24 protein-coding genes are annotated in these 21,469 nt (G+C 74.1%); 13 read left to right on the top strand and 11 right to left on the bottom strand.

Annotated features, from left to right (window positions below):
- Nucleotides 1–159: 159 nt before the first annotated feature.
- The 4 genes from FB476_RS12005 (at nucleotide 160) to FB476_RS12020 (ending at nucleotide 3,268) form a co-directional block, all read left to right on the top strand.
- Nucleotides 160–798 carry a TetR/AcrR family transcriptional regulator gene (locus tag FB476_RS12005; RefSeq protein ID WP_202876973.1) on the top strand — a complete coding sequence of 213 codons (639 nt, stop codon included), beginning with the start codon at nucleotides 160–162 and terminating at the stop codon, nucleotides 796–798.
- 46 nt (nucleotides 799–844) lie between these two features.
- A complete protein-coding gene (locus FB476_RS12010) occupies nucleotides 845–1,075 on the top strand; it encodes a DUF3107 domain-containing protein (protein WP_141819105.1) in 231 nt (76 codons plus the stop codon).
- A 102-nt stretch (nucleotides 1,076–1,177) separates the two neighbouring features.
- Nucleotides 1,178–1,525, top strand: coding sequence for a GlsB/YeaQ/YmgE family stress response membrane protein (locus FB476_RS12015; protein ID WP_238329691.1), 348 nt, complete (start codon nucleotides 1,178–1,180; stop codon nucleotides 1,523–1,525).
- 261 nt (nucleotides 1,526–1,786) lie between these two features.
- Entirely contained in the window at nucleotides 1,787–3,268 is a 1,482-nt protein-coding gene (locus FB476_RS12020) for a DEAD/DEAH box helicase (protein WP_141819107.1), read from the top strand.
- Nucleotides 3,269–3,291: 23 nt separating this feature from the next.
- Here the strand turns inward: FB476_RS12020 and FB476_RS12025 are convergent, their stop codons facing one another.
- The gene (locus FB476_RS12025; RefSeq protein ID WP_141819109.1) at nucleotides 3,292–4,167 is read right to left on the bottom strand and encodes a PHP domain-containing protein; all 876 of its coding nucleotides are present in this window, start codon (nucleotides 4,165–4,167) and stop codon (nucleotides 3,292–3,294) included.
- A gap of 89 nt (nucleotides 4,168–4,256) precedes the next feature.
- Between FB476_RS12025 and FB476_RS12030 the strand changes: the two genes are divergently transcribed.
- Nucleotides 4,257–4,937: a DUF1795 domain-containing protein gene (locus tag FB476_RS12030; RefSeq protein ID WP_141819111.1), complete on the top strand. Its 681-nt coding sequence runs from the start codon at nucleotides 4,257–4,259 to the stop codon at nucleotides 4,935–4,937.
- 46 nt (nucleotides 4,938–4,983) lie between these two features.
- Here the strand turns inward: FB476_RS12030 and FB476_RS12035 are convergent, their stop codons facing one another.
- Complete coding sequence (locus tag FB476_RS12035; protein ID WP_238329692.1) at nucleotides 4,984–6,504, bottom strand: threonine/serine exporter family protein; 1,521 nt, start codon at nucleotides 6,502–6,504, stop codon at nucleotides 4,984–4,986.
- Between the two features lie 71 nt (nucleotides 6,505–6,575).
- Between FB476_RS12035 and FB476_RS12040 the strand changes: the two genes are divergently transcribed.
- A complete protein-coding gene (locus FB476_RS12040; protein ID WP_141819113.1) occupies nucleotides 6,576–8,105 on the top strand; it encodes an aminopeptidase P family protein in 1,530 nt (509 codons plus the stop codon).
- 74 nt (nucleotides 8,106–8,179) lie between these two features.
- Here FB476_RS12040 and FB476_RS12045 read toward each other — a convergent pair whose 3' ends face one another.
- Nucleotides 8,180–8,683: a YflT domain-containing protein gene (locus tag FB476_RS12045; protein ID WP_141819115.1), complete on the bottom strand. Its 504-nt coding sequence runs from the start codon at nucleotides 8,681–8,683 to the stop codon at nucleotides 8,180–8,182.
- A 399-nt stretch (nucleotides 8,684–9,082) separates the two neighbouring features.
- On the opposite strand from FB476_RS12045, the gene FB476_RS12050 reads away from it, so the two are divergent.
- Genes FB476_RS12050 through FB476_RS12060 form a run of 3 tightly spaced genes read left to right on the top strand, consistent with a single transcriptional unit; the run spans nucleotide 9,083 to nucleotide 12,143 of the window.
- The gene (locus FB476_RS12050; protein WP_141819117.1) at nucleotides 9,083–10,375 is read left to right on the top strand and encodes a magnesium transporter MgtE N-terminal domain-containing protein; all 1,293 of its coding nucleotides are present in this window, start codon (nucleotides 9,083–9,085) and stop codon (nucleotides 10,373–10,375) included.
- Nucleotides 10,368–10,943, top strand: a complete 576-nt coding sequence (locus FB476_RS12055; RefSeq protein ID WP_141819119.1) for a DUF1003 domain-containing protein — start codon at nucleotides 10,368–10,370, stop codon at nucleotides 10,941–10,943. Before FB476_RS12050 ends, FB476_RS12055 begins: the two co-directional genes overlap by 8 nt.
- Nucleotides 10,944–11,000: 57 nt before the next feature.
- Entirely contained in the window at nucleotides 11,001–12,143 is a 1,143-nt protein-coding gene (locus tag FB476_RS12060; protein ID WP_141819121.1) for an Mrp/NBP35 family ATP-binding protein, read from the top strand.
- Between the two features lie 4 nt (nucleotides 12,144–12,147).
- Here FB476_RS12060 and FB476_RS12065 read toward each other — a convergent pair whose 3' ends face one another.
- The 3 genes from FB476_RS12065 to sigE all read right to left on the bottom strand — a co-directional run bounded on the left by FB476_RS12065 (nucleotide 12,148) and on the right by sigE (nucleotide 14,706).
- Nucleotides 12,148–12,546, bottom strand: a complete 399-nt coding sequence (locus FB476_RS12065) for a twin-arginine translocase TatA/TatE family subunit (protein ID WP_141819123.1) — start codon at nucleotides 12,544–12,546, stop codon at nucleotides 12,148–12,150.
- Between the two features lie 75 nt (nucleotides 12,547–12,621).
- Nucleotides 12,622–14,028: a S1C family serine protease gene (locus FB476_RS12070; protein ID WP_141819125.1), complete on the bottom strand. Its 1,407-nt coding sequence runs from the start codon at nucleotides 14,026–14,028 to the stop codon at nucleotides 12,622–12,624.
- 51 nt (nucleotides 14,029–14,079) lie between these two features.
- A complete protein-coding gene (sigE, locus tag FB476_RS12075) occupies nucleotides 14,080–14,706 on the bottom strand; it encodes an RNA polymerase sigma factor SigE (RefSeq protein WP_141819127.1) in 627 nt (208 codons plus the stop codon).
- Nucleotides 14,707–14,804: 98 nt separating this feature from the next.
- On the opposite strand from sigE, the gene FB476_RS12080 reads away from it, so the two are divergent.
- Nucleotides 14,805–15,437 (top strand): O-methyltransferase, encoded by a 633-nt coding sequence (locus tag FB476_RS12080; RefSeq protein ID WP_141819129.1) that lies wholly within the window; start codon nucleotides 14,805–14,807, stop codon nucleotides 15,435–15,437.
- A gap of 130 nt (nucleotides 15,438–15,567) precedes the next feature.
- On the opposite strand, the gene FB476_RS12085 is transcribed toward FB476_RS12080, so the two are convergent.
- Nucleotides 15,568–15,735: a DUF3117 domain-containing protein gene (locus FB476_RS12085; protein WP_141819131.1), complete on the bottom strand. Its 168-nt coding sequence runs from the start codon at nucleotides 15,733–15,735 to the stop codon at nucleotides 15,568–15,570.
- A 157-nt stretch (nucleotides 15,736–15,892) separates the two neighbouring features.
- On the opposite strand from FB476_RS12085, the gene FB476_RS12090 reads away from it, so the two are divergent.
- Together FB476_RS12090 and FB476_RS12095 are read left to right on the top strand one after the other, a co-directional pair.
- Nucleotides 15,893–16,717 (top strand): PaaX family transcriptional regulator, encoded by an 825-nt coding sequence (locus tag FB476_RS12090; RefSeq protein ID WP_141819133.1) that lies wholly within the window; start codon nucleotides 15,893–15,895, stop codon nucleotides 16,715–16,717.
- 9 nt (nucleotides 16,718–16,726) lie between these two features.
- Nucleotides 16,727–17,524, top strand: a complete 798-nt coding sequence (locus tag FB476_RS12095; protein WP_141819135.1) for an enoyl-CoA hydratase/isomerase family protein — start codon at nucleotides 16,727–16,729, stop codon at nucleotides 17,522–17,524.
- 24 nt (nucleotides 17,525–17,548) lie between these two features.
- On the opposite strand, the gene FB476_RS12100 is transcribed toward FB476_RS12095, so the two are convergent.
- From FB476_RS12100 to FB476_RS12115, 4 genes are read right to left on the bottom strand one after another with little or no spacing between them, the layout of a single operon-like run.
- The gene (locus tag FB476_RS12100; RefSeq protein WP_141819137.1) at nucleotides 17,549–18,781 is read right to left on the bottom strand and encodes a hypothetical protein; all 1,233 of its coding nucleotides are present in this window, start codon (nucleotides 18,779–18,781) and stop codon (nucleotides 17,549–17,551) included.
- Complete coding sequence (locus FB476_RS12105) at nucleotides 18,778–19,422, bottom strand: DNA-3-methyladenine glycosylase I (RefSeq protein ID WP_141819139.1); 645 nt, start codon at nucleotides 19,420–19,422, stop codon at nucleotides 18,778–18,780. Before FB476_RS12105 ends, FB476_RS12100 begins: the two co-directional genes overlap by 4 nt.
- Nucleotides 19,419–19,724 carry a DivIVA domain-containing protein gene (locus FB476_RS12110; RefSeq protein WP_238329693.1) on the bottom strand — a complete coding sequence of 102 codons (306 nt, stop codon included), beginning with the start codon at nucleotides 19,722–19,724 and terminating at the stop codon, nucleotides 19,419–19,421. Before FB476_RS12110 ends, FB476_RS12105 begins: the two co-directional genes overlap by 4 nt.
- A gap of 17 nt (nucleotides 19,725–19,741) precedes the next feature.
- The gene (locus FB476_RS12115) at nucleotides 19,742–20,503 is read right to left on the bottom strand and encodes an LOG family protein (RefSeq protein ID WP_141819141.1); all 762 of its coding nucleotides are present in this window, start codon (nucleotides 20,501–20,503) and stop codon (nucleotides 19,742–19,744) included.
- Nucleotides 20,504–20,563: 60 nt separating this feature from the next.
- Here FB476_RS12115 and FB476_RS12120 point away from each other — a divergent pair, with 60 nt between their 5' ends.
- The gene (locus FB476_RS12120) at nucleotides 20,564–21,400 is read left to right on the top strand and encodes a hypothetical protein (RefSeq protein WP_141819143.1); all 837 of its coding nucleotides are present in this window, start codon (nucleotides 20,564–20,566) and stop codon (nucleotides 21,398–21,400) included.
- Nucleotides 21,401–21,469: the final 69 nt, after the last annotated feature.

Raw genomic sequence — 21,469 nt, forward strand, 5'->3', positions numbered from 1 at the left:
ATCACATCATCGAGCGCGGACAGCCCCGCCCTCCGGTGCTCCCTGGCGTGCCGGGACCTCGCACGGAGGACGTCGCGTTCTAGGATGGAGGGCGCGAGAGTCGAGGTGGGACGGGTGACGAAGGTCGGGTCGAGAGGTGCTGCTCCGACGCGTGTCCGCATGCCCCGGGACGAGCGCCGTGCGCTTCTCCTCGAGGCAGCCCTGGGCGCCTTCTCCGAGCAGGGCTACCACGCCACGTCCATGGACGACATCGCCGAGCGGGCGGGTGTCTCCAAGCCCGTGCTCTACCAGCACTTCGACAGCAAGCTCGACCTCTACCTCGGCCTCGCCGGCCGGGTCTGCGACGAGGTGGTGGCGAAGATCGAGGGTGCGCTGGCCTCCACGACGGACAACGGCGAGCGGATCGAGGCGTGCCTGCACGGCTTCTTCGAGCTCGTCGACCGGCCCGGCTCGGGCTACCAGCTCGTGTTCGACTCCGACATGGGCGGGCAGCGCGAGGTCGCGGCGCTCCTCGACGAGGCCCGGCGTCGGTGCGCCGAGGCGATCGGGCGGGTGCTCCAGGAGCAGTCCCCGCTGACCTGGGACGAGTGCGTGCTGCTCGGCAGCACCCTCGTCGGCATGGCGCAGTCGGCGGCCCGGCACTGGGTGGAGAGCGGCTCGACGATCCCGCGCCGCGAGGCCGCCGACCTCGTCGCCAAGCTCGCCTGGCGCGGCATGGGCAACGTCCCGCACCTGCCGGAGGGGCACGACGGCACGGGGCGCGAGGCCGGACCGGACGGTGAGCCGCCGGCGGGTTAACCTCGACGCAGAGCACCGCCCCCTACGAGCAGCAAGGAGGACGACCGTGGAGATCCGCATCGGAGTCCGCAACGTCGCCCGCGAGGTGACCCTCGAGTCCAAGCAGACCCCCGCCGAGGTCCGCGCCGTGGTGTCGGAGGCCATCTCCTCCGGCGCCCCCCTGGTCGAGCTGGAGGACGAGAAGGGCGCCACCGTCCTGGTCCCGACCGCCTCGCTGGGCTACGTGGAGATCGGCCACCCCGAGCGGGGCCGGGTGGGCTTCGGCACCACCCACTGACCACGCTCCCGACGCCGCGGCGGGACCCCGGTCCCGCCGCGGCGTCGCGCCACGCCGTCGTTCTTGTGGCGCGGTGAGGCAAATGACACTAGCGTGACGCGTGTGACCACGATCACGTGGTCATCCCCGGTACTCCCGGAGCGTCGAGTGGAAAGGCAGTACAGAATGGTCTGGACCATCATCGTCGCCCTGATCGTCGGTTGCATCGTTGGGCCGTTGGCCCGGCTCATCCTTCCGGGCAAGCAGAACATCTCGGTCCCCATGACCGTGGTTCTGGGTGCGGTCGGCGCCCTTGTCGGCTCGTGGCTCGGTGCGACCCTCTTCGGTGGTGAGAGCGGTGACCCGTGGAGCTGGTCTGGCTTCATCCTCGGCACCGTCGTCGCCATCGTCGCCGTGCTCATCTACGGCGCCATCACCGGTCGCCGCGACACGGCCGGCCGGATCGGCTGACACCTCCCGCACGTCCCCGACGGCGCGTGCCCGGTCCCGGGGGCGCGCCGTCGGCGCGCGTGGGATAGGGGACCCGGCGCAGGCTCCGCTACCCTGGAAGGGTTCACCGGTGACCGGTCGGCCGCTTTCGCTGCGGTTGCATCACGTCGGGCGCGTCGCCCGACACCTCCACAAGGACGTTCCCGATCGGCCCGTGAGACCCGGCGCACGGCGACCAGGCCTGCGCCCGGAACCCCCGGACGACCCGATCGGAAGACCTTCATGGAGCAGACCCCTACCTTCGCCGACTTCGGCCTTCACCCCGACCTGGTCCGCGGCCTCGCGGACAACGGCATCACCGCGCCCTTCCCCATCCAGGCGATGACCCTGCCGGTCGCGCTGTCGAGGCACGACATCATCGGCCAGGCCAAGACCGGCACCGGCAAGACCCTCGGCTTCGGCCTCCCGCTGCTGCAGCACGTCGTCGCCCCCGGTGACGACGGTTTCGCCGACCTGGAGGCGCCCGGCGCCCCGCAGGCCCTGGTCGTGGCCCCCACCCGCGAGCTCGCCGTGCAGGTCTCCGGCGACCTGGCTAAGGCGGGCACCCACCGCGGCATCCGTGTCCTGACCATCTACGGCGGCCGCGCCTACGAGCCGCAGATCGAGACGCTGCAGCAGGGTGTCGAGGTCGTCGTGGGCACCCCCGGCCGCCTGCTCGACCTGGCCGCCAAGGGACACCTGAACCTCGCGCACGCCCGCACGGTCGTGCTCGACGAGGCCGACGAGATGCTCGACCTGGGCTTCCTGCCCGACGTCGAGAAGCTGCTGGCGCTCACCCCGGCGGGCCGCCACACCATGCTCTTCAGCGCCACGATGCCCGGCGCCGTCGTCTCCCTGGCCCGCCAGTACATGACCCAGCCCACGCACATCCGCGCGATGAGCGACGACGGCGACGACCGTCAGACCGTGGCCGCCGTGGAGCAGTTCGTCTACCGGGCCCACGCCATGGACAAGGTCGAGATGGTCGCGCGCATCCTGCAGGCGGAGGGCCGGGGCCGGTCCATCATCTTCACGCGCACCAAGCGCACCGCCGCCAAGGTCGCCGACGAGCTCGTCGAGCGCGGCTTCGCCGCCGCCCCGCTGCACGGCGACCTCGGCCAGGGCGCCCGCGAGCAGGCGCTGCGCGCCTTCCGCAACGACAAGGTGGACGTCCTCGTCGCGACCGACGTCGCGGCCCGCGGCATCGACGTCGAGGCCGTCACCCACGTCATCAACTTCCAGTGCCCCGAGGACGAGAAGACCTACCTGCACCGCATCGGCCGCACCGGGCGGGCCGGCGCCACGGGCGTGGCCATCACCTTCGTCGACTGGGACGACCTGCCCCGCTGGGGCCTGATCAACAAGGCCCTCGACCTCGGCTACCCGGAGCCGGAGGAGACCTACTCCTCCAGCCCGCACCTCTACGAGCAGCTCGACATCCCCGAGGGCACGCGCGGCACGCTGCCGAAGTCCGCGCGCACCCACGAGGGCCTCTCGGGCGAGCGCCTGGAGGACCTGGGCGGTCCCGAGCAGCGCGGCGGCAAGGGCCGTGGCGCGGGTCGGAGCCGGGGCGGGCGCACCGGGTCCGAGGGTCGCCGTGAGGGTGGCTCGCGCCGTCGCGAGGGCGCCGCGGGCACGGCCGAGCAGTCCGGCTCCGCCGAGCGTCCGCGTCGCCGTCGCCGCCGCACCACCAAGGTGACCGGCACCGCCACCGACGCCAGCTGACGACCCCTGCCGGGGCGGTCGGGTCAGCCCACCGCCCCCAGCAGCGGCGTCCCGGAGGCCCGCCCGAGGATCGCCTCGAGCACCTCCGGGGACGTCGTGTTCTCCGCCAGCCGGTTCTCCTTGCCGGTGCCGTGGTAGTCGCTGGACCCCGTGCGCAGCAGCCCCAGCCGCGCAGCCAGGGTCGCCGCGTGCTCCCGCTCCCGGGGCCCGTGGTCGCGGTGGTCCACCTCGAGGCCGGCCAGCCCGGCCTCGGCCATGGTCGCGACGACGTCGTCGGTGACGGTGCGGCCGCGCTTGGCCGCGAACGGGTGGGCGAGCACCGCCGCTCCCCCGGCCGCGACGACGAGCTCGGTGGCGCGCACCGGGTCGGGGGCCGCGTGCGTCACGTAGTAGGGACTGCGGGACGACAGCACGTCGGCGAAGGCCTGGTCCCGGGTCGAGTAGACCCCGTTGCGCACCAGCACGTCGGCGATGTGCGGGCGGCCGAGCGAGGCGTCGTCCCCGGCACCGGCCAGCACCTCCGCGTAGGAGACGGGATAGCCGTCGGCGGCCAGCCGCTCCACCATGACCTGCAGCCTGCTGTCCCTGCTGTGCCGGCTCGCGGCCAGCTCGCGCGCGAGGGCCTCGTCGTCGGGGTCGGGCAGGTAGGCGAGCAGGTGCACCGAGACCCCGCGCCAGCTGCAGGACACCTCGATCCCGGGCACGACCAGGACCCCTGCCTCCCGGCCCGCCACGTCGGCTTCGGCCCAGCCGGTCACGACGTCGTGGTCGGTCAGCGCGAGCACGTCCACCCCGGCGTCCGCAGCCTGCCGCACGAGGGTCGCGGGAGGCTCGGTGCCGTCGCTGTGGAGCGAGTGGGTGTGCAGGTCGATCACCGCGTCGGCCGGGAGGGGGTGCATGACGGACACGGTATGCGGTGCCCGAGGCGGCATACTGGTGAACCTGACCGTCGGTGCCCGGGCCCGGGTGCCCCGACCCGAGGAGTTCCATGACCCTGACGCCCCGTCGTCCCCGTCCGGCGGCCGCGACCGGCCTCGCCGGGCTGCTGGCCCTCGCCGTGCTGACCGGGTGCGCGCAGGAGGACCCCACCGACGACGAGGTGACGTCCAGCACCCCGACGGTCGACGACGACGTCGCGACGTCGAGCGCGCCGGACGAGTCCGTGGTCACCTCCGAGGCCCCGGACGACTCGGCCGCCACCTCCTCCGCGCCGGTCGAGCGCGGCCCGATCACCCTGGCGGCGACCGACGGCAGCTTCGAGATCGAGATCCCCGGGCGCTGGGAGGACGCGATCGACCTGGTGGACGACGAGAGCATCCTCGTCGCGGCCAAGGACACCGAGCGGATCGACGACTTCTTCACCAACGTCGTGGTGACGCAGGAGGAGTACGTCCAGAACCTCACCTCCGCGGTGGAGCGCACCGCCCAGGAGCTGGCCGGCGAGGACGGCGAGTACGAGCTGCTCGAGCCCGCTCCGGTCGACGGCAACCGCGCCCCCGGCTACACGCTGGTGCGCGAGGTCGACGGGGTCTCCGTCCACCAGACGCAGCGCTGGGTCAGCCACGACGGCACGCTCTACGTCGTGACGTTCTCGGCGGTCGAGAGCCAGGCCGAGGAGAGCGCGCCCGTCCTCGACGACATCCTCGCCTCCTGGACCTGGAACGACTGACGGGCGGAGCCGGACGACCGCGGCAGCGGGCGACCGACCCTCGACCTCAGGGCTCGACGACGCGCCCCCGGGAGCGCTTCCGCGCCCGCTGGGCGGCGACGTCCAGACCGAGACGCCGGCGGGCCAGGTAGCCACCGATCGACAGCCCGCCCGCCAGGGCGATGCCGGTGGCGACCGCCGTGAGGAGGTGCGTCAGCGCGTTGGGCACGACGGCCGGCGTGCCCTCCTGCATGAGGTAGATCGCCCGGTAGACCGCGAGCCCGGGCAGCAGCGGCACGATGCCCGCGGTGCCGATCGCCAGCTCGGGCAGGCGCAGCCGCCGGTTGGCCAGGACCGCGAGCGCCCCGACGGGGGACGCCGCGACGGCGGTGCTCGCCACCGGACCCAGCCCCAGCCCGAGCGCGAGCTCGAGGACCAGCCACGCCAGGGAGGCCACCAGCGTCGCGACGAGGGTGGCCCGGAAGCCGGTGTAGGTGCCGAGGCAGAAGCCGACGGCGATGAGGGCGGCGCCGAGCGTGCTCAGCAGGGGCGTCCCGCCGAGCACCACGAACGGCGAGACCTCCATCGAGACGCCGAGCCGGTTGGCCGTGCCGATGACGATGGCGACGCCGACGGCGATGCCGAGCGTCATCATCACCACCTCCATGACCCGCGCACCGGCGGTGACGTAGTAGCCGTCCAGGGCGTCCTGGGCGGCACCGACGACGCCCAGACCGGCGAGGAGCATGACGATGCCGGAGATGACCACCAGCGAGGGCGAGCGCACCCCCGGCACGTCGATGCCGTTCTCGACGGCCGCGAAGAGCGCCAGCGCGATCGTCGCCGGCACCATGGCGCTGAGCACCTGGGCGAAGAATGCGGCGAGGCCGATGCCGTACATCACCCGCTGCACCCGGTCGACGATCACGGCGGAGACCGCGGCGACGAACCACATGCCCGGGGACGCGCCGAAGAGCATGACCACGCCCACGGTCAGCAGCGCCGCCCCGAGCGTGACGACCCACCGCCGGTAGGGGTGCGGGGCGGTCAGGATCTCGGTGAGCCGGCGCCGCGCCTCGTCGACGTCCAGGGGCTCGCGCCCGGCCGCCGAGTCGCGCACCGCCCGGTCGACCATCCGCTGGACGGCCTCCAGCCGCGTGTAGTCCGGGGCCCTGCCGGGGATGACGCGCATCACCGACAGCGGGTCCTCGTGCAGGCCGCGGTGGATGGACACGGTGATCGAGGTGAAGGTCACGTCGACGTGCGCCGAGCGCACGCCGTAGGCGGAGGTGAGGCGCAGCACGGTCGCCACGCAGTCTGCGGCCGAGGCGCCGGTGGAGAGCATCGCCTCGCCGACCCGCAGCGCGAGGTCGATGACGGCACGGGCGTGGCGCTGGGAGATGTCCTCGTCGCCGCCCAGGCGGGTGCCCAGGGCCATCGTCGGGGGCGAGACGCCCCGGACCACGTGCACGGCCCGGTCGCGCCACACGCGGCCCACCCGCCGGGCCGGTCGGACCACGGGCGCGGGGACGCGTTGCGGCCCGGTGACCTCGCCGGCGGGCAGGGGGTCGGTGGTCGGCTCGCTCACGCCGACCAGCCTAGGTGCGGTCCCCCGGTCGCCGCTGCCGGAGCCGTCGATGCACCGCCTACGATGACCGGGTGAGCGAGAAGCAGCACAAGGCCGACCACCGCAGCCGCCCCACGGGGGCGGCCTTCCGAGAGTTCATGGGCAGCAGCTGGGCGCCGCGCAGCGGCGAGCTGCCGACCCTGACCGAGGCGGCGAGGTATGCCGCGAGCCGGCGGGAGCAGGTCTCCGCCGCCTATCCCGGCACCCGGGTGGTGGTCCCCGCCGGCGGGTTCAAGATCCGCAGCAACGACACCGACTACGTCTTCCGCCCCCACAGCGCCTTCGCGCACCTGACCGGGCTGGGTGCCGACCGCGAGCCGGACGCCGTGCTCGTCCTCGAGCCGCGCACCGCCGAGGACGGCTCCCCCGACGGCCACGAGGCCGTCCTCTACTTCCTGCCGCTCGCCGACCGCGACAGCGAGGAGTTCTTCGCCGACTCCCGGGTGGGCGAGTTCTGGGTCGGCGAGCGCCCGACGCTGGCCTCGGCCGCCGCCGAGCTCGGCGTCACCACCCGCCACCTGGACGAGCTGCAGGACGCCCTGGCCAAGGACGCCGGCCCCGGCGGGCTGGCGCTCGCCGTCGTCCGCGACGCCGACCGCGAGGTCGCCGAGATGGTCGACGCGGTGCGCGCCCAGGTGGGGCTGACCACCGACGAGGCGGCCGCCGCCGCCGCGCAGGAGGCCGACGCCGCGCTGGCCCGTGCGCTGTCCACGCTGCGTCTGGTCAAGGACGACTGGGAGGTGCGGCAGATGGAGGAGGCCGTCGAGGCGACCGCGACGGCCTTCGACGCCGTCGTCGGGCAGCTGCCCGAGGCGGTGCGCCGGGGCCGCGGTGAGCGCTGGGTCGAGGGGGTCTTCGGGCTGCACGCCCGGCACCAGGGCAACGGCGTGGGCTACGACTCGATCGCGGCCGCCGGCGAGCACGCCACCACCCTGCACTGGATCCGTAACACCGGTGAGGTGCGCGACGGCGACCTGCTCCTGCTGGACGCCGGTGTCGAGACCGACTCCCTCTTCACCGCCGACGTGACCCGGACCGTCCCGGTCAACGGCACCTTCACGCCCGCCCAGCGCAAGGTCTACGAGGCTGTGCTGGAGGCCCAGGAGGCGGGCCTGGCCGCCGCGCGACCGGGCAACCGCTTCAAGGACGTGCACGCCGCCGCGATCGAGGTCATCGCGCGCCACCTGCTCGAGTGGGGCCTGCTGCCCGAGGGCGTGACCCTGGAGCAGACGCTGGACGCCGAGGAGGGCCAGTTCCACCGGCGCTGGATGGTCCACGGCACCAGCCACCACCTGGGCATCGACGTGCACGACTGCGCGCTGGCGCTGCGGGAGGACTACGTCGAGGGCGAGCTGCGCGAGGGCATGGTGCTCACCGTGGAGCCGGGCCTCTACTTCAAGTCCGACGACCTGCTGGTCCCGGAGGAGCTGCGGGGCATCGGCGTGCGCATCGAGGACGACATCGTCATCACCGCCGACGGCCACCGCAACCTGTCGGCGATGCTGCCGCGCACGGCCGACGAGGTCGAGGCCTGGGTGCGCTCCGGGGGCGTCCGCTCCTGACGGGGCGGGGCGCGCCGGCCTCGAGGTCGGCGCGCACGGCCCTGCCGCCCCCTCGGGGTCGACCGCGGAGCGGCTCAGCTCAGCGGGCGACCGGGGCGGCGGTCGAGCAGGTCGCGGGCTTGCTCCACCAGCTTGTGCTCGGTGAGCACCTCGTAGCGGGTGGCGACGACCTGGCTCACGGAGACGAAGTCGCGGCGACCCCGTGTCATGGAGTAGCCCAGGAGCGCCCACACCAGACCGAAGAAGGCGCCGAAGAAGAGCGAGCCGACGACGGTCATGAGCGCGTCGCCCGACGGGGCGAAGAGGGCGAAGATCAGGCCCACGAAGAGGCCCAGCCAGACTCCGGAGAGCAGGCCGCCGACGGCGACCCGTCCGGTCGTGAGACGCCCGGTGACCCGCTCGACCTGCTTGAGGTCGGTGCCGACGATCATGCACTGGTCGACGGGGAACTCCTCGTCGGACAGGTAGTCGACGACCGCCTGGGCCTCCTCGTAGGTGTCGAAGACGCCGAGGCTCATCGGGTAGTCCAGCGCGAGGACGGGTCCGGGGCGCCCTGGGGTGCTCGCAGGTGAGGTCACGAGCACATTGTGCCGCGCCGGGGCTCCCCCCGGCGACCCTGCCCCGCCCAGGGACGCGAAGACCCCCGGACCGGGTGCGGTCGCGGGGGTCGAGGCTGTCGGTGCGGTGCTGCGGTACGTCAGCGGCGCGGCGAGCGGCGGCGCGGTCGGACGGGACGCTTGGCGACGTCCTCGGCCGGGGTGTGGCGGAAAGCTCGGGCGGCGGACGGTCGGTAGACGATCGTCGGGATCACGGCGTGCTGCTCCTCGGTCGGCGGCCGGGCGGAGCTCGCCCGGTCCAGATTGTTGAACTGTCACCTATTCTACGCCATCGGGGGCTCGGATATTCCCGTCCGCACGCCCCCGCCCACGCGGCTCCTCGGCCCGGGTCGGAGGGCCTGACCTGGGTATCCTGCCCGGGTGAGCTCCTCCCGCGTGTTCGTCGCCCGCCTCAACGGGATGAGTGTCTTCGACCCCCTGGGCGACGAGGTCGGGCGCGTCCGCGACGTGGTGGTCACGCTGACCGGCCGCGCCGCCCACCACGGCCCCCGCGTCATCGGCCTGGTCGTCGAGGTGCCGGGCCGGCGCCGGGTCTTCGTGCCCATCACCCGCGTCACCTCGATCGACGCGGGGCAGGTCATCACGACCGGGCTCGTCAACATGCGGCGCTTCCAGCAGCGACCCGGCGAGACGCTGGTCGTCGGCGAGCTCTTCGACCGCCGCGTGACCGTGCACGAGGACGGCGAGCCGGTGCCGGCGGTGGTCGAGGACATCGCGATGGACCTGCAGCGCGGGGGCGACTGGCGCCTCACCAAGCTCTTCGTCCGCAAGGGCGTCGACACCGGTCCGGCGCGCGGGCTGCGGCTGCGGCGGCGGCGCGGCGAGACCGTCCTGCTCGACCTCGAGGAGGTCGAGGGCCTGCACGACGCCGGTCCCGCCCAGGCGGCCACCGCGCTGCTCGAGGCCTACGAGGACCTCAAGCCCCAGGACCTGGCCGAGGCCATCCACGACCTCAGCCCCAAGCGCCGGGCCGAGGTGGCCGACGCCCTCGACGACGAGACGCTCGCGGACGTCATGGAGGAGCTGCCCGACGACGACCGGCTGGAGATTCTCACCCACCTGCCGAGCGAGCGGGCCGCGGACATCCTCGAGGTGATGCAGCCCGACGACGCGACCGACCTGCTGGCCGACCTGCCGGTCGACACCCAGGAGCAGCTGCTCCAGCTCATGGAGCCGGACGAGGCCGCCGACCTGCGGCGTCTGCTCACCTACGACGAGGACACCGCGGGTGGTCTGATGACGACCGAGCCGGTGATCCTCGGCCCCGAGGCCAGCATCGCGGAGGCCCTGGCGCTGGTGCGCCGCGAGGAGGTGCACCCGGCCGTCGCCTCGCTGGTCTACGTCACCCGCCCGCCGCACGAGACCCCGACCGGCCGCCTGCTCGGCAGCGTGCACATCCAGCGGCTGCTGCGCGAGCCCCCGCACCAGCCGGTGGGCTCGATCCTCGACCCCGAGATCGACCCCGTCTCCCCCGACGCCTCGCTCGGCGAGGTCACCCGCGCCCTCGCGACCTACAACCTCGTGGCGCTGCCCGTCACCGACGGCGAGGGCCGCCTGCTCGGGGCGGTCACGGTCGACGACGTGCTCGACCACATCCTTCCCGACGACTGGCGCGAGGACCGCGGCGAGCTGACGGAGGTGAGCGATGTCTGAGCCCGTCCGCCGCCGCCCCGGCGGCCCGCCCGCCGACCGCCTGGACCAGCCCCTCGCCAAGCGCCGCCGCCTGACCCTGACCCGGTCGAGGATGGACCCCGAGTCCTTCGGCGAGTTCGCCGAACGGTTCGCCCGCTTCATGGGGACCGCGCGCTTCCTGGTGTGGATGACGGTCTTCGTGCTGGTGTGGATCGCCTGGAACGTCTTCGCGCCGGACGCGTTGACCTTCGACCCCTACGCCTTCATCTTCCTCACGCTCATGCTGAGCCTCCAGGCCTCCTACGCGGCCCCGCTGATCCTGCTCGCGCAGAACCGGCAGGACGACCGCGACAAGGTCCAGATGGAGCAGGACCGGGCCCGCGACGAGCAGAACCTCGCCGACACCGAGTTCCTCACGCGGGAGGTGGCGGCGCTGCGGCTGGCGATGCGCGAGGTGGCGACCCGCGACTTCGTCCGCTCCGAGCTGCGCAACCTGCTCGAGGAGATGGACGCCCGCGCCGCGGAGCGGGAGCAGCAGGACGGCGACGGGGAGCGCGACCCCTCCGCCGGAGGTCCCGGCCGCCGCTGAGCGAGCCCGGCCCCCCGCGCACGGGAGCCCCCGCCGGGGGCGCTTAGCATGGAGAGCATGCCCGCCCCCAGCACCGACGCCCTCCAGGCCGCCCTCGCGACCGTCAACGACCCCGAGATCCGCAAGCCCATCACCGAGCTCGGCATGGTCGAGGCCCTCGACGTGTCCGAGGACGGCCGGGTGCGGGTCACGGTCCTGCTCACCGTCGCCGGCTGCCCCATGAAGGACACCATCACCCGCGACACCACCGCAGCGCTCTCGGGCGTGGAGGGCGTCACCGGTGTGGACGTCCAGCTCGGCGTCATGAGCGACGAGCAGCGCGCCGGTCTGCGCGACCAGCTGCGCGGCGGGGCCGCGGAGCGGGAGATCCCGTTCGCGCGCCCCGACTCCCTCACCACCGTGTATGCCGTCGCCTCCGGCAAGGGTGGTGTCGGCAAGTCCTCGGTCACCGTCAACCTGGCGGCGGCCCTCGCCGAGGAGGGCCTGCGCGTCGGGGTCGTGGACGCCGACATCTACGGCTTCTCCGTGCCCCGGATGCTGGGCGTGTCCCAGGCGCCGACGCAGGTCGACGACATGATCCTGCCGCCGGTGGCCGAGCCCAGCGGGGTCAAGGTCATCTCGATCGGCATGTTCGTGCCCGGCAACCAGCCCGTGGTCTGGCGCGGCCCGATGCTGCACCGCGCGGTCCAGCAGTTCCTCGCCGACGTCTACTGGGGCGACCTCGACGTCCTCCTCCTCGACCTGCCCCCGGGCACCGGCGACATCGCCATCTCGGTGGCCCAGCTGCTGCCCTCGAGCGAGCTCATCGTCGTCACCACGCCGCAGCAGGCCGCGGCCGAGGTGGCCGAGCGCGCGGGCGCCATCGCCCTGCAGACGCACCAGCGCCTCGTCGGCGTGATCGAGAACATGTCCTGGCTCGAGCAGCCCGACGGCACCCGCCAGGAGATCTTCGGCAGCGGTGGCGGCCAGGCTGTCGCCGCGTCGCTGAGCCGCTCCATCGGCGCCTCGGTGCCGCTGCTGGGCCAGGTGCCCCTCGACATGCGGCTGCGCGAGGGCGGCGACCAGGGCCGTCCCGTGGTCCTCTCGGCCCCCGACTCCCCCGCCGGCACGGCGCTGCGCGGCATCGCCCGTCAGTTGGCGCGCCGCGGACGCGGCCTGGCCGGCCGCAAGCTGGGCATCACCCCCACCGCCCGCGTCTGAGCGCTCAGGTGGCCTCGGTGTCGAAGGGCGTCGGCCGCGACGGGTCGTAGCTCAGGGTCCGGCCCGGCAGCCCCGGCGACGCGACCGCGCCCGGGGCCGGGGTCGTCCCGCCCCGGGCGTCGCACGTCGAGGCGGGTGCGGGCCGGGGCTCGCGCAGCGCCTCGCGCACGATGCGGCGTGGGTCGTACTGCCGGGGGTCGAGCTGGCGCCAGTCGATCTCGTCGAAGGCCGGGCCCATCTCCTCGCGGATCTGGCCCTTGGCGCCCTCGGCGAGGTCGCGCACCTGGCGCACGAGCTGGGCCAGACGCGCAGCGTAGTGGGGCAGGCGCCGGGGGCCGAGGACGAGGACCGCGAGCACCACGAGCAGGAGGATCTCCGTGCTCGTGAGGTTGAAGAACGTCACACCTCTCCTCGCGCTCCAGGTCCGGCGGGGCTCCGGGCCCCTGTCACCGGCACAGCCTACCGACCGTCCCGGGTGCTACTCGCCGGAACCCGCGAGCGTGATGCTGACCGTGCGTTCCCGGCCGTCCTCGTCGCGCAGCACCATCTCGACCGTCTCGCCGATCGCGTAGGAGCGCAGCACGACGAGCAGGTGCTGGGAGTCGCGGATGCGGGTGCCGTCGACCGACACGATGAGGTCGCCCGGCCGGACGCCCGCGGCCTCGGCGGGCCCGCCCGGGATGACCGGGTCGACGTCGGGCGTGCCCTCGGGCAGCACCCGGGCGCCCTCCCCCGTGTAGGTGAGGTCGATGTGCACGCCCATGACGGGGTGCTGGCTGGTGCCCGACTCGATGAGCTGGGTGGCGGTCCGCTCGGCCTGCTCGGCCGGGATGGCGAAGCCCAGGCCGATGCTGCCCGACGGGCTCAACGAGCTGCTGGGCAGCTGGGCGATCGCCGAGTTGACGCCCACCACGTTGCCGGCGAGGTCGAGCAGCGGGCCACCGGAGTTGCCGGGGTTGATCGCCGCGTCGGTCTGGATCGCGTTGATGTAGCTGCGGTCCTGGGCGTCGCCGGCCACCACGGGCCGGTCGATGGCCGAGACGATGCCGGCGGTGACCGTGCTGTCGAGGCCGAGCGGGGCACCGACCGCGACGACCGTCTGGCCCACCTCCACCGCGCCGGGGTCGGCGAAGGGCAGCGGGACGAGGTCGGTGCGCTCCACCTTGAGCACCGCGATGTCGTAGGCGGCGTCGGAGCCGACCACCTCGGCGGGGAGCGGGTCCTGCCCCGGCAGCGTCACCGTGATGTCCTCGCCGGTGGAGGAGGCCTCGACGACGTGGTGGTTGGTCAGCAGGTAGCCGTCCTCGCGGATGACGAAGCCGGAGCCCTGGCCCGTCGAGCCGCCGGGGCCGATCGAGATGAGGGCCACGCTGGGCAGCACGGCGCGCGACAGCGCGGGGATGCTGCCGTCGGGGGCGGCGGCGACCGGCACGGGGTCGGGCAGGTCCCCGGAGACCGGTGCGGAGGTGCGGTTCTCGGCCCCGCGGTCGGCGTCGAGCGTCTGGGCGAGGACGCCGCCGGCCAGTCCACCGATCAGGCCCGCCACGAGGGCCGCGACGAGCGGCACGCCGCTGCGGCGCTGGCGCGGGGCCCGGTGGGACGAGCCGCTGCCGTTCGATCCGCTGGTGGAGGGGACGGCCTGCGGCGCGGTCGGGTATGCCGTCTGCCCGGCCTGGGCCGGCCAGCCGAGCTGCGAGGGGGCCAGCTGGGAGGCAGCCTGCTGCGAGGGCGCGGCCAGCGGGGTCGTGGCGTCGGGAGGTGCCGCCGACGTGCCGGGGGCGACCCACCCGGGATAGGTCTGGGGCTCGGGGACCACCGGACGGCCGGTGGGAGGGGGCAGCGCGCCGGTGCGGTCGACGTGGATGCCCTGGGTGGGGTCGCTCATGGGACCCGATTGTGCCAAGGGGTGCGCATGGTCACGACGGGATCCCCGTTCTCAGCCCAGGACGGTGGCGGGACGCCGGACGGGCGTGGTCGTGCGACCCCGGGAGACCGGCGCGCGGTGGGCCAGCGACTGGCGCAGCAGCGCCCGGCCGCGGTGGATCCGCGAGCGCACGGTGCCCATCTTGATGCCGAGCGTCTGCGCGACCTCCTCGTAGGACAGCCCCTCGATGTCGGAGAGCACCACCGCGGCGCGGAACTGCGGCGGCAGCGCGGCCAGCGCGGCCTGGATCTCGGAGTCGAGGTGGGTCATCTCGAAGGCCGTCTCGGGGTCGGTCCCGGCGGCGCGCAGGGGCAGGCGGGCGGCGAGCTCCTCGGTGAGCGCGTCGAAGCGCAGCCGCTGCCGGCGGCGGACCCGGTCGAGGAAGAGGTTGGTCGTGATGCGGTGCAGCCAGCCCTCGAACGTGCCGGGACGGTAGCTGTCGAGCGAACGGAAGACCCGGACGAAGACGTCCTGGGTCAGGTCCTCGGCCTCGTGCGGGTCACCGGTCAGCCGGTAGGCCAGGCGGTAGACGCGGGCCGAGTGCTCGCGCACGACCTCGTCCCACGACGGCGGCACCCAAGCCGCGGTGTCGTCCGTCCCCGCGTTGGGTCCGACGACGTCCGGCAGCTGCCCGTTCATGCGCTCCATGCTCCCAACGGCTGCTGGGAACCTGCTGGGTGCGGCCGGGGTAGCCGAGCGGTCGGGCCGGCGCCCCGCCGGACGTTAGGGTGGACGCCATGGCAGCTGCGAAGGTCTCGTCCCTGGCCTACTCCGAGGACTTCATCACCCCCCACCCCGTCATCGAGCGGGCCCAGCGGCGCGGTGAGCAGCTCGGCGCGGCACCGGTGAGCAACGGCGCCGGCGCGACCCTGCGCCTGCTCGCCGCCACCGTCGCCGCCCGGCACGTCGTCGAGGTGGGCACCGGCGCGGGCAGCTCGGGCCTCTGGCTGCTCCAGGGCATGCCCCGCGACGGGGTTCTCACCTCCATCGACGACGACCCCGAGGTGCAGCGCGCCGCCAAAGAGGCCTACGCCGCGGCCGGCATCCCCTCCCAGCGCACCCGGGTCATCACCGGCGAGGCCGAGCAGGTCCTGGGCCGCCTCACCGACGGCGCCTACGACCTCGTGCTCGTCGACGCCGACGTGGAGTCCAGCCCGGTCTACGCCGAGCAGGCCGTCCGGCTGCTGCGCGCCGGGGGCGTGCTCGTCGTCAACGACATGCTGGGCGAGGACCGCGTGGCCGACCCCGCGGCCCGCGACGAGGTCACGACCCTGCTGCGCGACCTGGGCAAGAAGCTGCGCGACGACGACCGGCTCGTCCCCCTGCTCCTGCCCGTCGGCGGCGGGCTCCTGGTGGCCGTCCGCCGCTGAGTCGACGACGGCCGCCCCGCGCACGGCACCGACCCTGACGGATACCCGGGCGCCGCACCGCATACCCCCGCGCAGCACGACGCCCCCCGACCGGTGCGGTCGGGGGGCGTCGTGAGTCTCGTCCGGGTCGTCAGCCGACGCAGTCCTTGATGGCCTCGCCCAGGGCTGCGGCCTCCTCGGCGTTCATCTCGACGACCAGCCGGCCGCCGCCCTCGAGGGGCATGCGCAGGACGATGCCGCGCCCTTCCTTGGTGACCTCCAGAGGACCGTCTCCGGTGCGAGGCTTCATTGCTGCCATGGGTTGCCCTTCCTTGTGGCGGCCGAGGAACGCTGCTCCCACCGCTCCCTGCAGTGGGTCGACAGTCGCCCCTAGTATCTCCCGACTCGTCGTCCCATCCTAATCCAGCCCACGCGTTCCGCTCCGGATTCTGGCCCTGACCAGCGATACTGGAGCCGTGCACGCCCGATCCGCCGTCGTCGACCTCTACGGCGACCACCTGCGCGAGCACGGGTGGTGGGCGCCCGTGGCCGGCATCGTCACGCTCACCTCGACCTGCAACGTCCAGCCGGCGGCCGCGCGCACCGCCGTCTCCCGGCTCGTGCGCGAGGGCTGGCTCGTGGCGGAGCGCCACGAGGGCGTCCGGGGGTATGCCGCCACCCCCCTCGCGCGCGAACGTCTCGTCCGCGCCGGCGAGCGCATCTACGCCGACCGGCCGCCGCGCTGGTCCGGCTCCTGGCACCTCGTGGTCGTCGACGGCGACGGCGACCGCCGTCGCCGCGACCGGGTCGCCGCCTCGCTGGGCTACCTCGGCTACGGCCGGCTGGCGCCGGGCACCTGGGCGAGCCCCTGGCGCAGCCCCGAGCTCGCCGACGCCCTGGCCGACCACGGCGCCTCGTGGACCGGCTGGACGGCGCAGCCCGAGGAGGTCGACGCGGCCGCGCTGACCGCCCGGCTGTGGGACCTCGACGCGCTGGGTCGGGCCTATCTCGACTTCGGCGCCACCCTGCCCGATCCCGACCGCCTGGCGGACCTCGAGCCCGCGGCGGCCTACGCGCTGCGCGCCGAGCTCGTGCACGAGTGGCGCAAGTTCCTCTTCCGCGACCCGGGGCTGCCCGTCGAGGTGCTGCCGCCGGACTGGCCGGGGCAGACCGTGCGCGAGACCTTCCTCGACGTCGCGGGGCGGCTGCGGCCGGCGGCGGACGCCTTCGTGGCGGCCACGCTGGGCGCCGCCCGGGCCCGGCCCACGGCGGCCCGGGGCGAGGCCGCCCGGCCTGCGTAGATTAGCCCCATGAGCACCGAGTCCTCCCCCGTCGTGACCGAGCGCGCCGACGGCGTCGCCACCGTCACCCTCTCCCGCCCCGACGCGATGAACTCCCTCGACGTGCGCACCAAGGAAGCCCTGCTGGCCGCGCTGCGCGACGTCGCCGCCGACCCCGAGGTGCGCTGCGTGGTCCTCACCGGCACCGGCCGGGCGTTCTGCGTCGGCCAGGACCTCAAGGAGCACGTGCACCTGCTCGCCGAGAACGCCGAGCAGCTGTGGACCACGGTCCGCGACCACTACAACCCGGTGGTCGAGCTGATCGCGACCATGGACAAGCCGGTGATCGCGGCGGTCAACGGCGTGGCCGCCGGCGCGGGCGCCTCCTTCGCCTTCGCCGCCGACCTGCGCTACGTCGCCGAGTCGGCGGGCTTCAACCTCGCGTTCACCGGCATCGGGCTCTCCTGCGACTCCGGCACCTCCTGGTCGCTCCCGCGCCTGGTGGGGCCCGGCAGGGCCAAGGAGCTGCTCTACTTCCCCCGCACCGTCCGTGCCCAGGAGGCCCTGGAGCTGGGGCTGGCGACCGAGGTCGTCCCCGACGCCGAGCTCGCGGACCGCGTGGCCGAGGTCGCCCGCACCCTCGCCGCCGGCCCGACCCGCGCCTACGGCGCCGTGCGCCGCGCCGTCGCCTTCTCCTCCTCGCACGCGCTGGCCGACAGCCTGGACTTCGAGGCCGACATGATGACCCGCACCGGCACCAGCGAGGACCACCGCGCGGCCGTGGACGCCTTCCTGGCCAAGGAGAGGCCCACCTTCACCGGACGCTGACCGCGCCAGCCGCGCGACGGCTCCTCACGGCGGGTTGTCGCGCGGCGGCACGAACATGAACAGCTCCCAGGACCACCACACCTGCCACCCGAGGAAGACCCCGGCGATCACGACGGTCCTCACCACGAGCAGCCAGCGCGGCGAGCGCTCGGCCCGCGGGTCGGCCGGGTCCCAGCCCCCGCCGACGAGCAGGACGAAGAGCGGGAAGAGCAGCACGAGGTAGCGGTAGATGCTCGTCCACGGGTCGAGCGCGGCGAAGAGGTAGAGCACGTAGGCCAGGCACCACGTGCGCAGCTCCGGCCCCAGCCCACGGGCCCAGGGCCCGGCGACGGCCACCACGAGCAGCAGCAGCCCGGCGGCGAGCAGGACGAGACCGAGGGTGTCGCCGAAGAGCCACTGGACGCGCTCCAGCGTCGGCAGGAAGGGCCTCACGGGCTCCCCGCCCCGCCAGCCGGACATCGTCTGCGTGTAGCCGTCCGGCACCCCGGTGCGCAGCCAGACCACCGTGGGCCAGATCAGCCCGGCGAGGCCGCAGCCGACGAGAGCGCTGGCCATCCGGACGTACTCCCCCCGCGCGATCGGCTCTTCCGTGCGCCGTCGCCAGCGCAGCCAGACCGCGACCAGGGCGACCAGTCCCAGCGGCAGGCCGATGGGGCGGGCCAGCCCGGTGAGCAGCGCCACGGCCCCCGCGGCGAGCCAGCGGCGTCGCACGAGCAGCCACAGGGCCGCGGCCAGGAGCAGCAGCGCGAGCGACTCGGTGTAGGCGACCTGGAAGGTCGGCGAGGAGGGATAGGCCCCCAGGAGGGCCACGCCGCCCAGCGCGGCGGCCGTGCCCACGCGCTCGCGCAGCAGGCCCGCGACGACCACCGCCGCGGCATACCCCAGGAGCGTGGCGACGACGGTGCCGGTGACCGCGAACGGCAGCCCGGTGAGCAGGGTGAGGCCCCGGGCGAGGTAGGGGAAGATCGGGTAGAACGCCCAGGCGTTCTGGCGGACGTGCCCGGTGGAGTCCACCGGGAGCGTGGCCGGATATCCCTGGGTGGCGATGCGTTCGTACCACGCGCCGTCCCAGAGCGTGGCGAACTGGAAGTAGCGCGGGACGCCCGGCTGGTCGTAGACGACGGGGTCCTGGTGGTCGTGCGCCAGCACGAGCAGCAGCACGGTGCTCAGCGCCCGCAGCAGCGTCCAGACCAGGACGACGGCGAGGACGAACCGGAGGTCGAGGAGGCGGCGGACGGGCAGGGGGCCCGCCGTCATGAGGTGAGGTGCCGCGCCCCGGTGACCCGCGAGCCGGAGCGGGAGGCCCCTGCCCGGAAGCACCCGACCAGGTGGTCGTCGACCAGCCCGCACGCCTGCATGGCGGCGTAGATGGTCGTGGGCCCCAGCTGCACGAAGCCGGCCTTGCGGAGGCGCTTGGCGAGCAGCTCGGACTCCGGGGTCTGGGTGGGCACGTCGGCGAACCGCATGGGGCGCGGCGTGGGCTCGGGCGCGTGCGTCCAGAGCAGCTCCTCCAGCCCACCGGTCTCGCGCAGCGCCACCGTCGCCCTGGCGTTCTGGATCGTGGCCTCGATCTTGCGCCGGTTGCGCACGATGGACTCGTCCGTCAGCAGCCGTTCGACGTCGCTCTCGTCGTAGCCGGCGACCGTGTCGGCGTCGAAGTTGGCGAAGGCCGCCCGCAGGGCGGCCCGTTTGCGGAGGATGACCAGCCAGGACAGGCCGGTCTGGAAACCCTCGAGGCAGAGGCGCTCCAGCAGGGCGGTCTCGCCGTGCACGGGCTTGCCCCACTCGCGGTCGTGGTAGTCGCGGTAGTCGGCGTGGTGCAGGCCCGGCCAGCTGCAGCGCACCACGCCGTCGGGTCCGACGATCAGGTCCGGGTGCGGGGTGGTGGTCGTGGTCATCGAGGGTGCCCTCCCGTGTGCTCGGCCACGTCGCGCAGCCTGGCGATCTCGGCGTCGCGCTCGGCCAGCTCCTGCCCGAGGCGCCGCAGCGCCTCGTCGACCTGCGACATCCGGTAGCCCCGGAACGCCAGGTCGAGGCGGAGGTCGTGGACGTCCTCCGCCGAGACGGGCCCGGCCGGCAGCGCACGCGCCGACTCCGTCGTCACCGCCGCGGGCACGCCCGGCACGTCGAGCCGGCTCACGCACAGCGCCACCACCGCGCCCACGAGGAGCACGGCGACGACGGCCACGACGATGATCACGGCCCGATCCTCGCACGTCAGAGGGCCGTGTCGGAAGACCGAGCGTCACGCTCCCGCCGAGCCTCCACGATCCAGCGCACGCACTCCTCCGGGTCGTCGGTGACCCGGACGAGGTCGAGGTCCTCCGGCGTGATCATGCCCTCGGCCAGCAGCGTCTCGCGCAGCCAGTCCAGCAGGGGCCCCCAGAACGAGCTGCCCACGAGCACCACCGGAAAGCTCGTGACCTTGCCCGTCTGCAGCAGCGTGAGGGCCTCGAAGAGCTCGTCGAGGGTGCCCACGCCGCCGGGGAGCACGACGAAGCCCTCGCTGTACTTGACGAACATCAGCTTGCGCACGAAGAAGTAGCGGAAGTTGATGCCGACGTTGACGTGCTCGTTGAGGCCGGTCTCGAAGGGCAGCTCGATGCCCAGCCCGACCGAGGTGCCGCCGGCGGCCGCGGCGCCCTTGTTGGCGGCCTCCATGATGCCCGGCCCACCCCCGGTGATCACCGTGTAGCCGGCGCGCACCAGCTCGCCGCCGATCTGCTCGGCGAGCGCGGCGGAGGGGTGGTCGGCGGGCGTGCGCGCGGACCCGAAGACCGCCACGCTGCGGCCGAGCTCGGAGAGCGTGCCGAAGCCCTCGACGAACTCCGCCTGGATGCGCATCACCCGCCACGGGTCGGTGTGCACCCAGTCGGCCGAGCCCCGGGTGTCGAGCAGGCGCTGGTCGGTGGTGCTGGCCGGCACCCGCGCACCGCGCAGGGTGACCGGTCCTCGCTGGTAGTCCCGTCGTCGAGTCACGTGCCGACCCTATGACAGGCCCGCGGGCTCCCCCGGGCGACCACGCCTAGACTCGCTGGGGTGAGACGGAGCCGGGCCGGACGGACCCTGACCGCCCTGGCCCTCGTGGGTGCCACGGCGGTGGCGGGCGTGCTCGGGGCCCGGTGGGTGGCCGACCGGCTGGCCTCTCCGACGTGCGTCTTCTCCGCAGCGGGCGAGGAGGTCACGCTCACCCCCGAGCAGGCCGCCAACGCCGCCACGATCGCCGGCGTGGCCGTGCAGCGCGGGCTGCCGTCGCGCGCCGCCACCATCGCGCTGGCGACCGCGATCCAGGAGAGCAAGCTGCGCAACCTGCCCTACGGCGACGCCGACAGCCAGGGCCTCTTCCAGCAGCGCCCCAGCCAGGGCTGGGGCAGCGTCGAGGAGATCCGCGACCCCGTCTACGCCAGCCACGCCTTCTACGACGTGCTCGTCGAGGTGGAGGGCTGGGAGGACGGCGTGGTGACCGAGGTCGCCCAGGAGGTGCAGCGCAGCGCCTTCCCGGACGCCTACGCCGACCACGAGACCGAGGGCCGGGTGCTCGCCTCGGTGCTCACCGGGCAGGAGGGCACCGGCACCGCTCTCGGCTGCCGGCTGGACCCCGCCCGCGGCGACGGCGACCCCGCCGCGATCGCCGACAAGGCCGCCCGGCAGCTGGGCGTGACGGGGACGCCCGGCGAGGGCACCGTCACCTTCGAGCTCGGCGACGCCGCCACGGCCTGGACGGTGGCCACCTGGGCCGTCAGCCACGCGGCGTCCGAGGACGTCACGCTGGTCCGCGTGGACGGTCGGGAGTGGCGACGCGACCACGACCCGCTGCGCCTCGTCGAGAGCCCCGAGCCGGTCGGTGCCACGACCGTGGTCGTCGCGACCGGCTGAGCCGCCGTCCTCCCCCGCCCCCGCGGCACGGCATACCCGGGGGAGACGCCGACGGCCCCCGCCGCGCTG

The sequence above is a fragment of the Ornithinimicrobium humiphilum genome, assembly GCF_006716885.1.
Taxonomy (GTDB): domain Bacteria; phylum Actinomycetota; class Actinomycetes; order Actinomycetales; family Dermatophilaceae; genus Ornithinicoccus; species Ornithinicoccus humiphilus.

Coding starts and splice junctions, on each gene's coding strand:
- FB476_RS12005 (WP_202876973.1), top strand. CDS start 160: ATGCCCCGGGACGAGCGCCGTGCGCTTCTCCTCGAGGCAGCCCTGGGC.
- FB476_RS12020 (WP_141819107.1), top strand. CDS start 1,787: ATGGAGCAGACCCCTACCTTCGCCGACTTCGGCCTTCACCCCGACCTG.
- FB476_RS12025 (WP_141819109.1), bottom strand. CDS start 4,167: ATGCACCCCCTCCCGGCCGACGCGGTGATCGACCTGCACACCCACTCG.
- FB476_RS12030 (WP_141819111.1), top strand. CDS start 4,257: ATGACCCTGACGCCCCGTCGTCCCCGTCCGGCGGCCGCGACCGGCCTC.
- FB476_RS12055 (WP_141819119.1), top strand. CDS start 10,368: ATGTCTGAGCCCGTCCGCCGCCGCCCCGGCGGCCCGCCCGCCGACCGC.
- FB476_RS12060 (WP_141819121.1), top strand. CDS start 11,001: ATGCCCGCCCCCAGCACCGACGCCCTCCAGGCCGCCCTCGCGACCGTC.
- FB476_RS12070 (WP_141819125.1), bottom strand. CDS start 14,028: ATGAGCGACCCCACCCAGGGCATCCACGTCGACCGCACCGGCGCGCTG.
- sigE (WP_141819127.1), bottom strand. CDS start 14,706: ATGAACGGGCAGCTGCCGGACGTCGTCGGACCCAACGCGGGGACGGAC.
- FB476_RS12080 (WP_141819129.1), top strand. CDS start 14,805: ATGGCAGCTGCGAAGGTCTCGTCCCTGGCCTACTCCGAGGACTTCATC.
- FB476_RS12085 (WP_141819131.1), bottom strand. CDS start 15,735: ATGGCAGCAATGAAGCCTCGCACCGGAGACGGTCCTCTGGAGGTCACC.
- FB476_RS12095 (WP_141819135.1), top strand. CDS start 16,727: ATGAGCACCGAGTCCTCCCCCGTCGTGACCGAGCGCGCCGACGGCGTC.
- FB476_RS12100 (WP_141819137.1), bottom strand. CDS start 18,781: ATGACGGCGGGCCCCCTGCCCGTCCGCCGCCTCCTCGACCTCCGGTTC.
- FB476_RS12105 (WP_141819139.1), bottom strand. CDS start 19,422: ATGACCACGACCACCACCCCGCACCCGGACCTGATCGTCGGACCCGAC.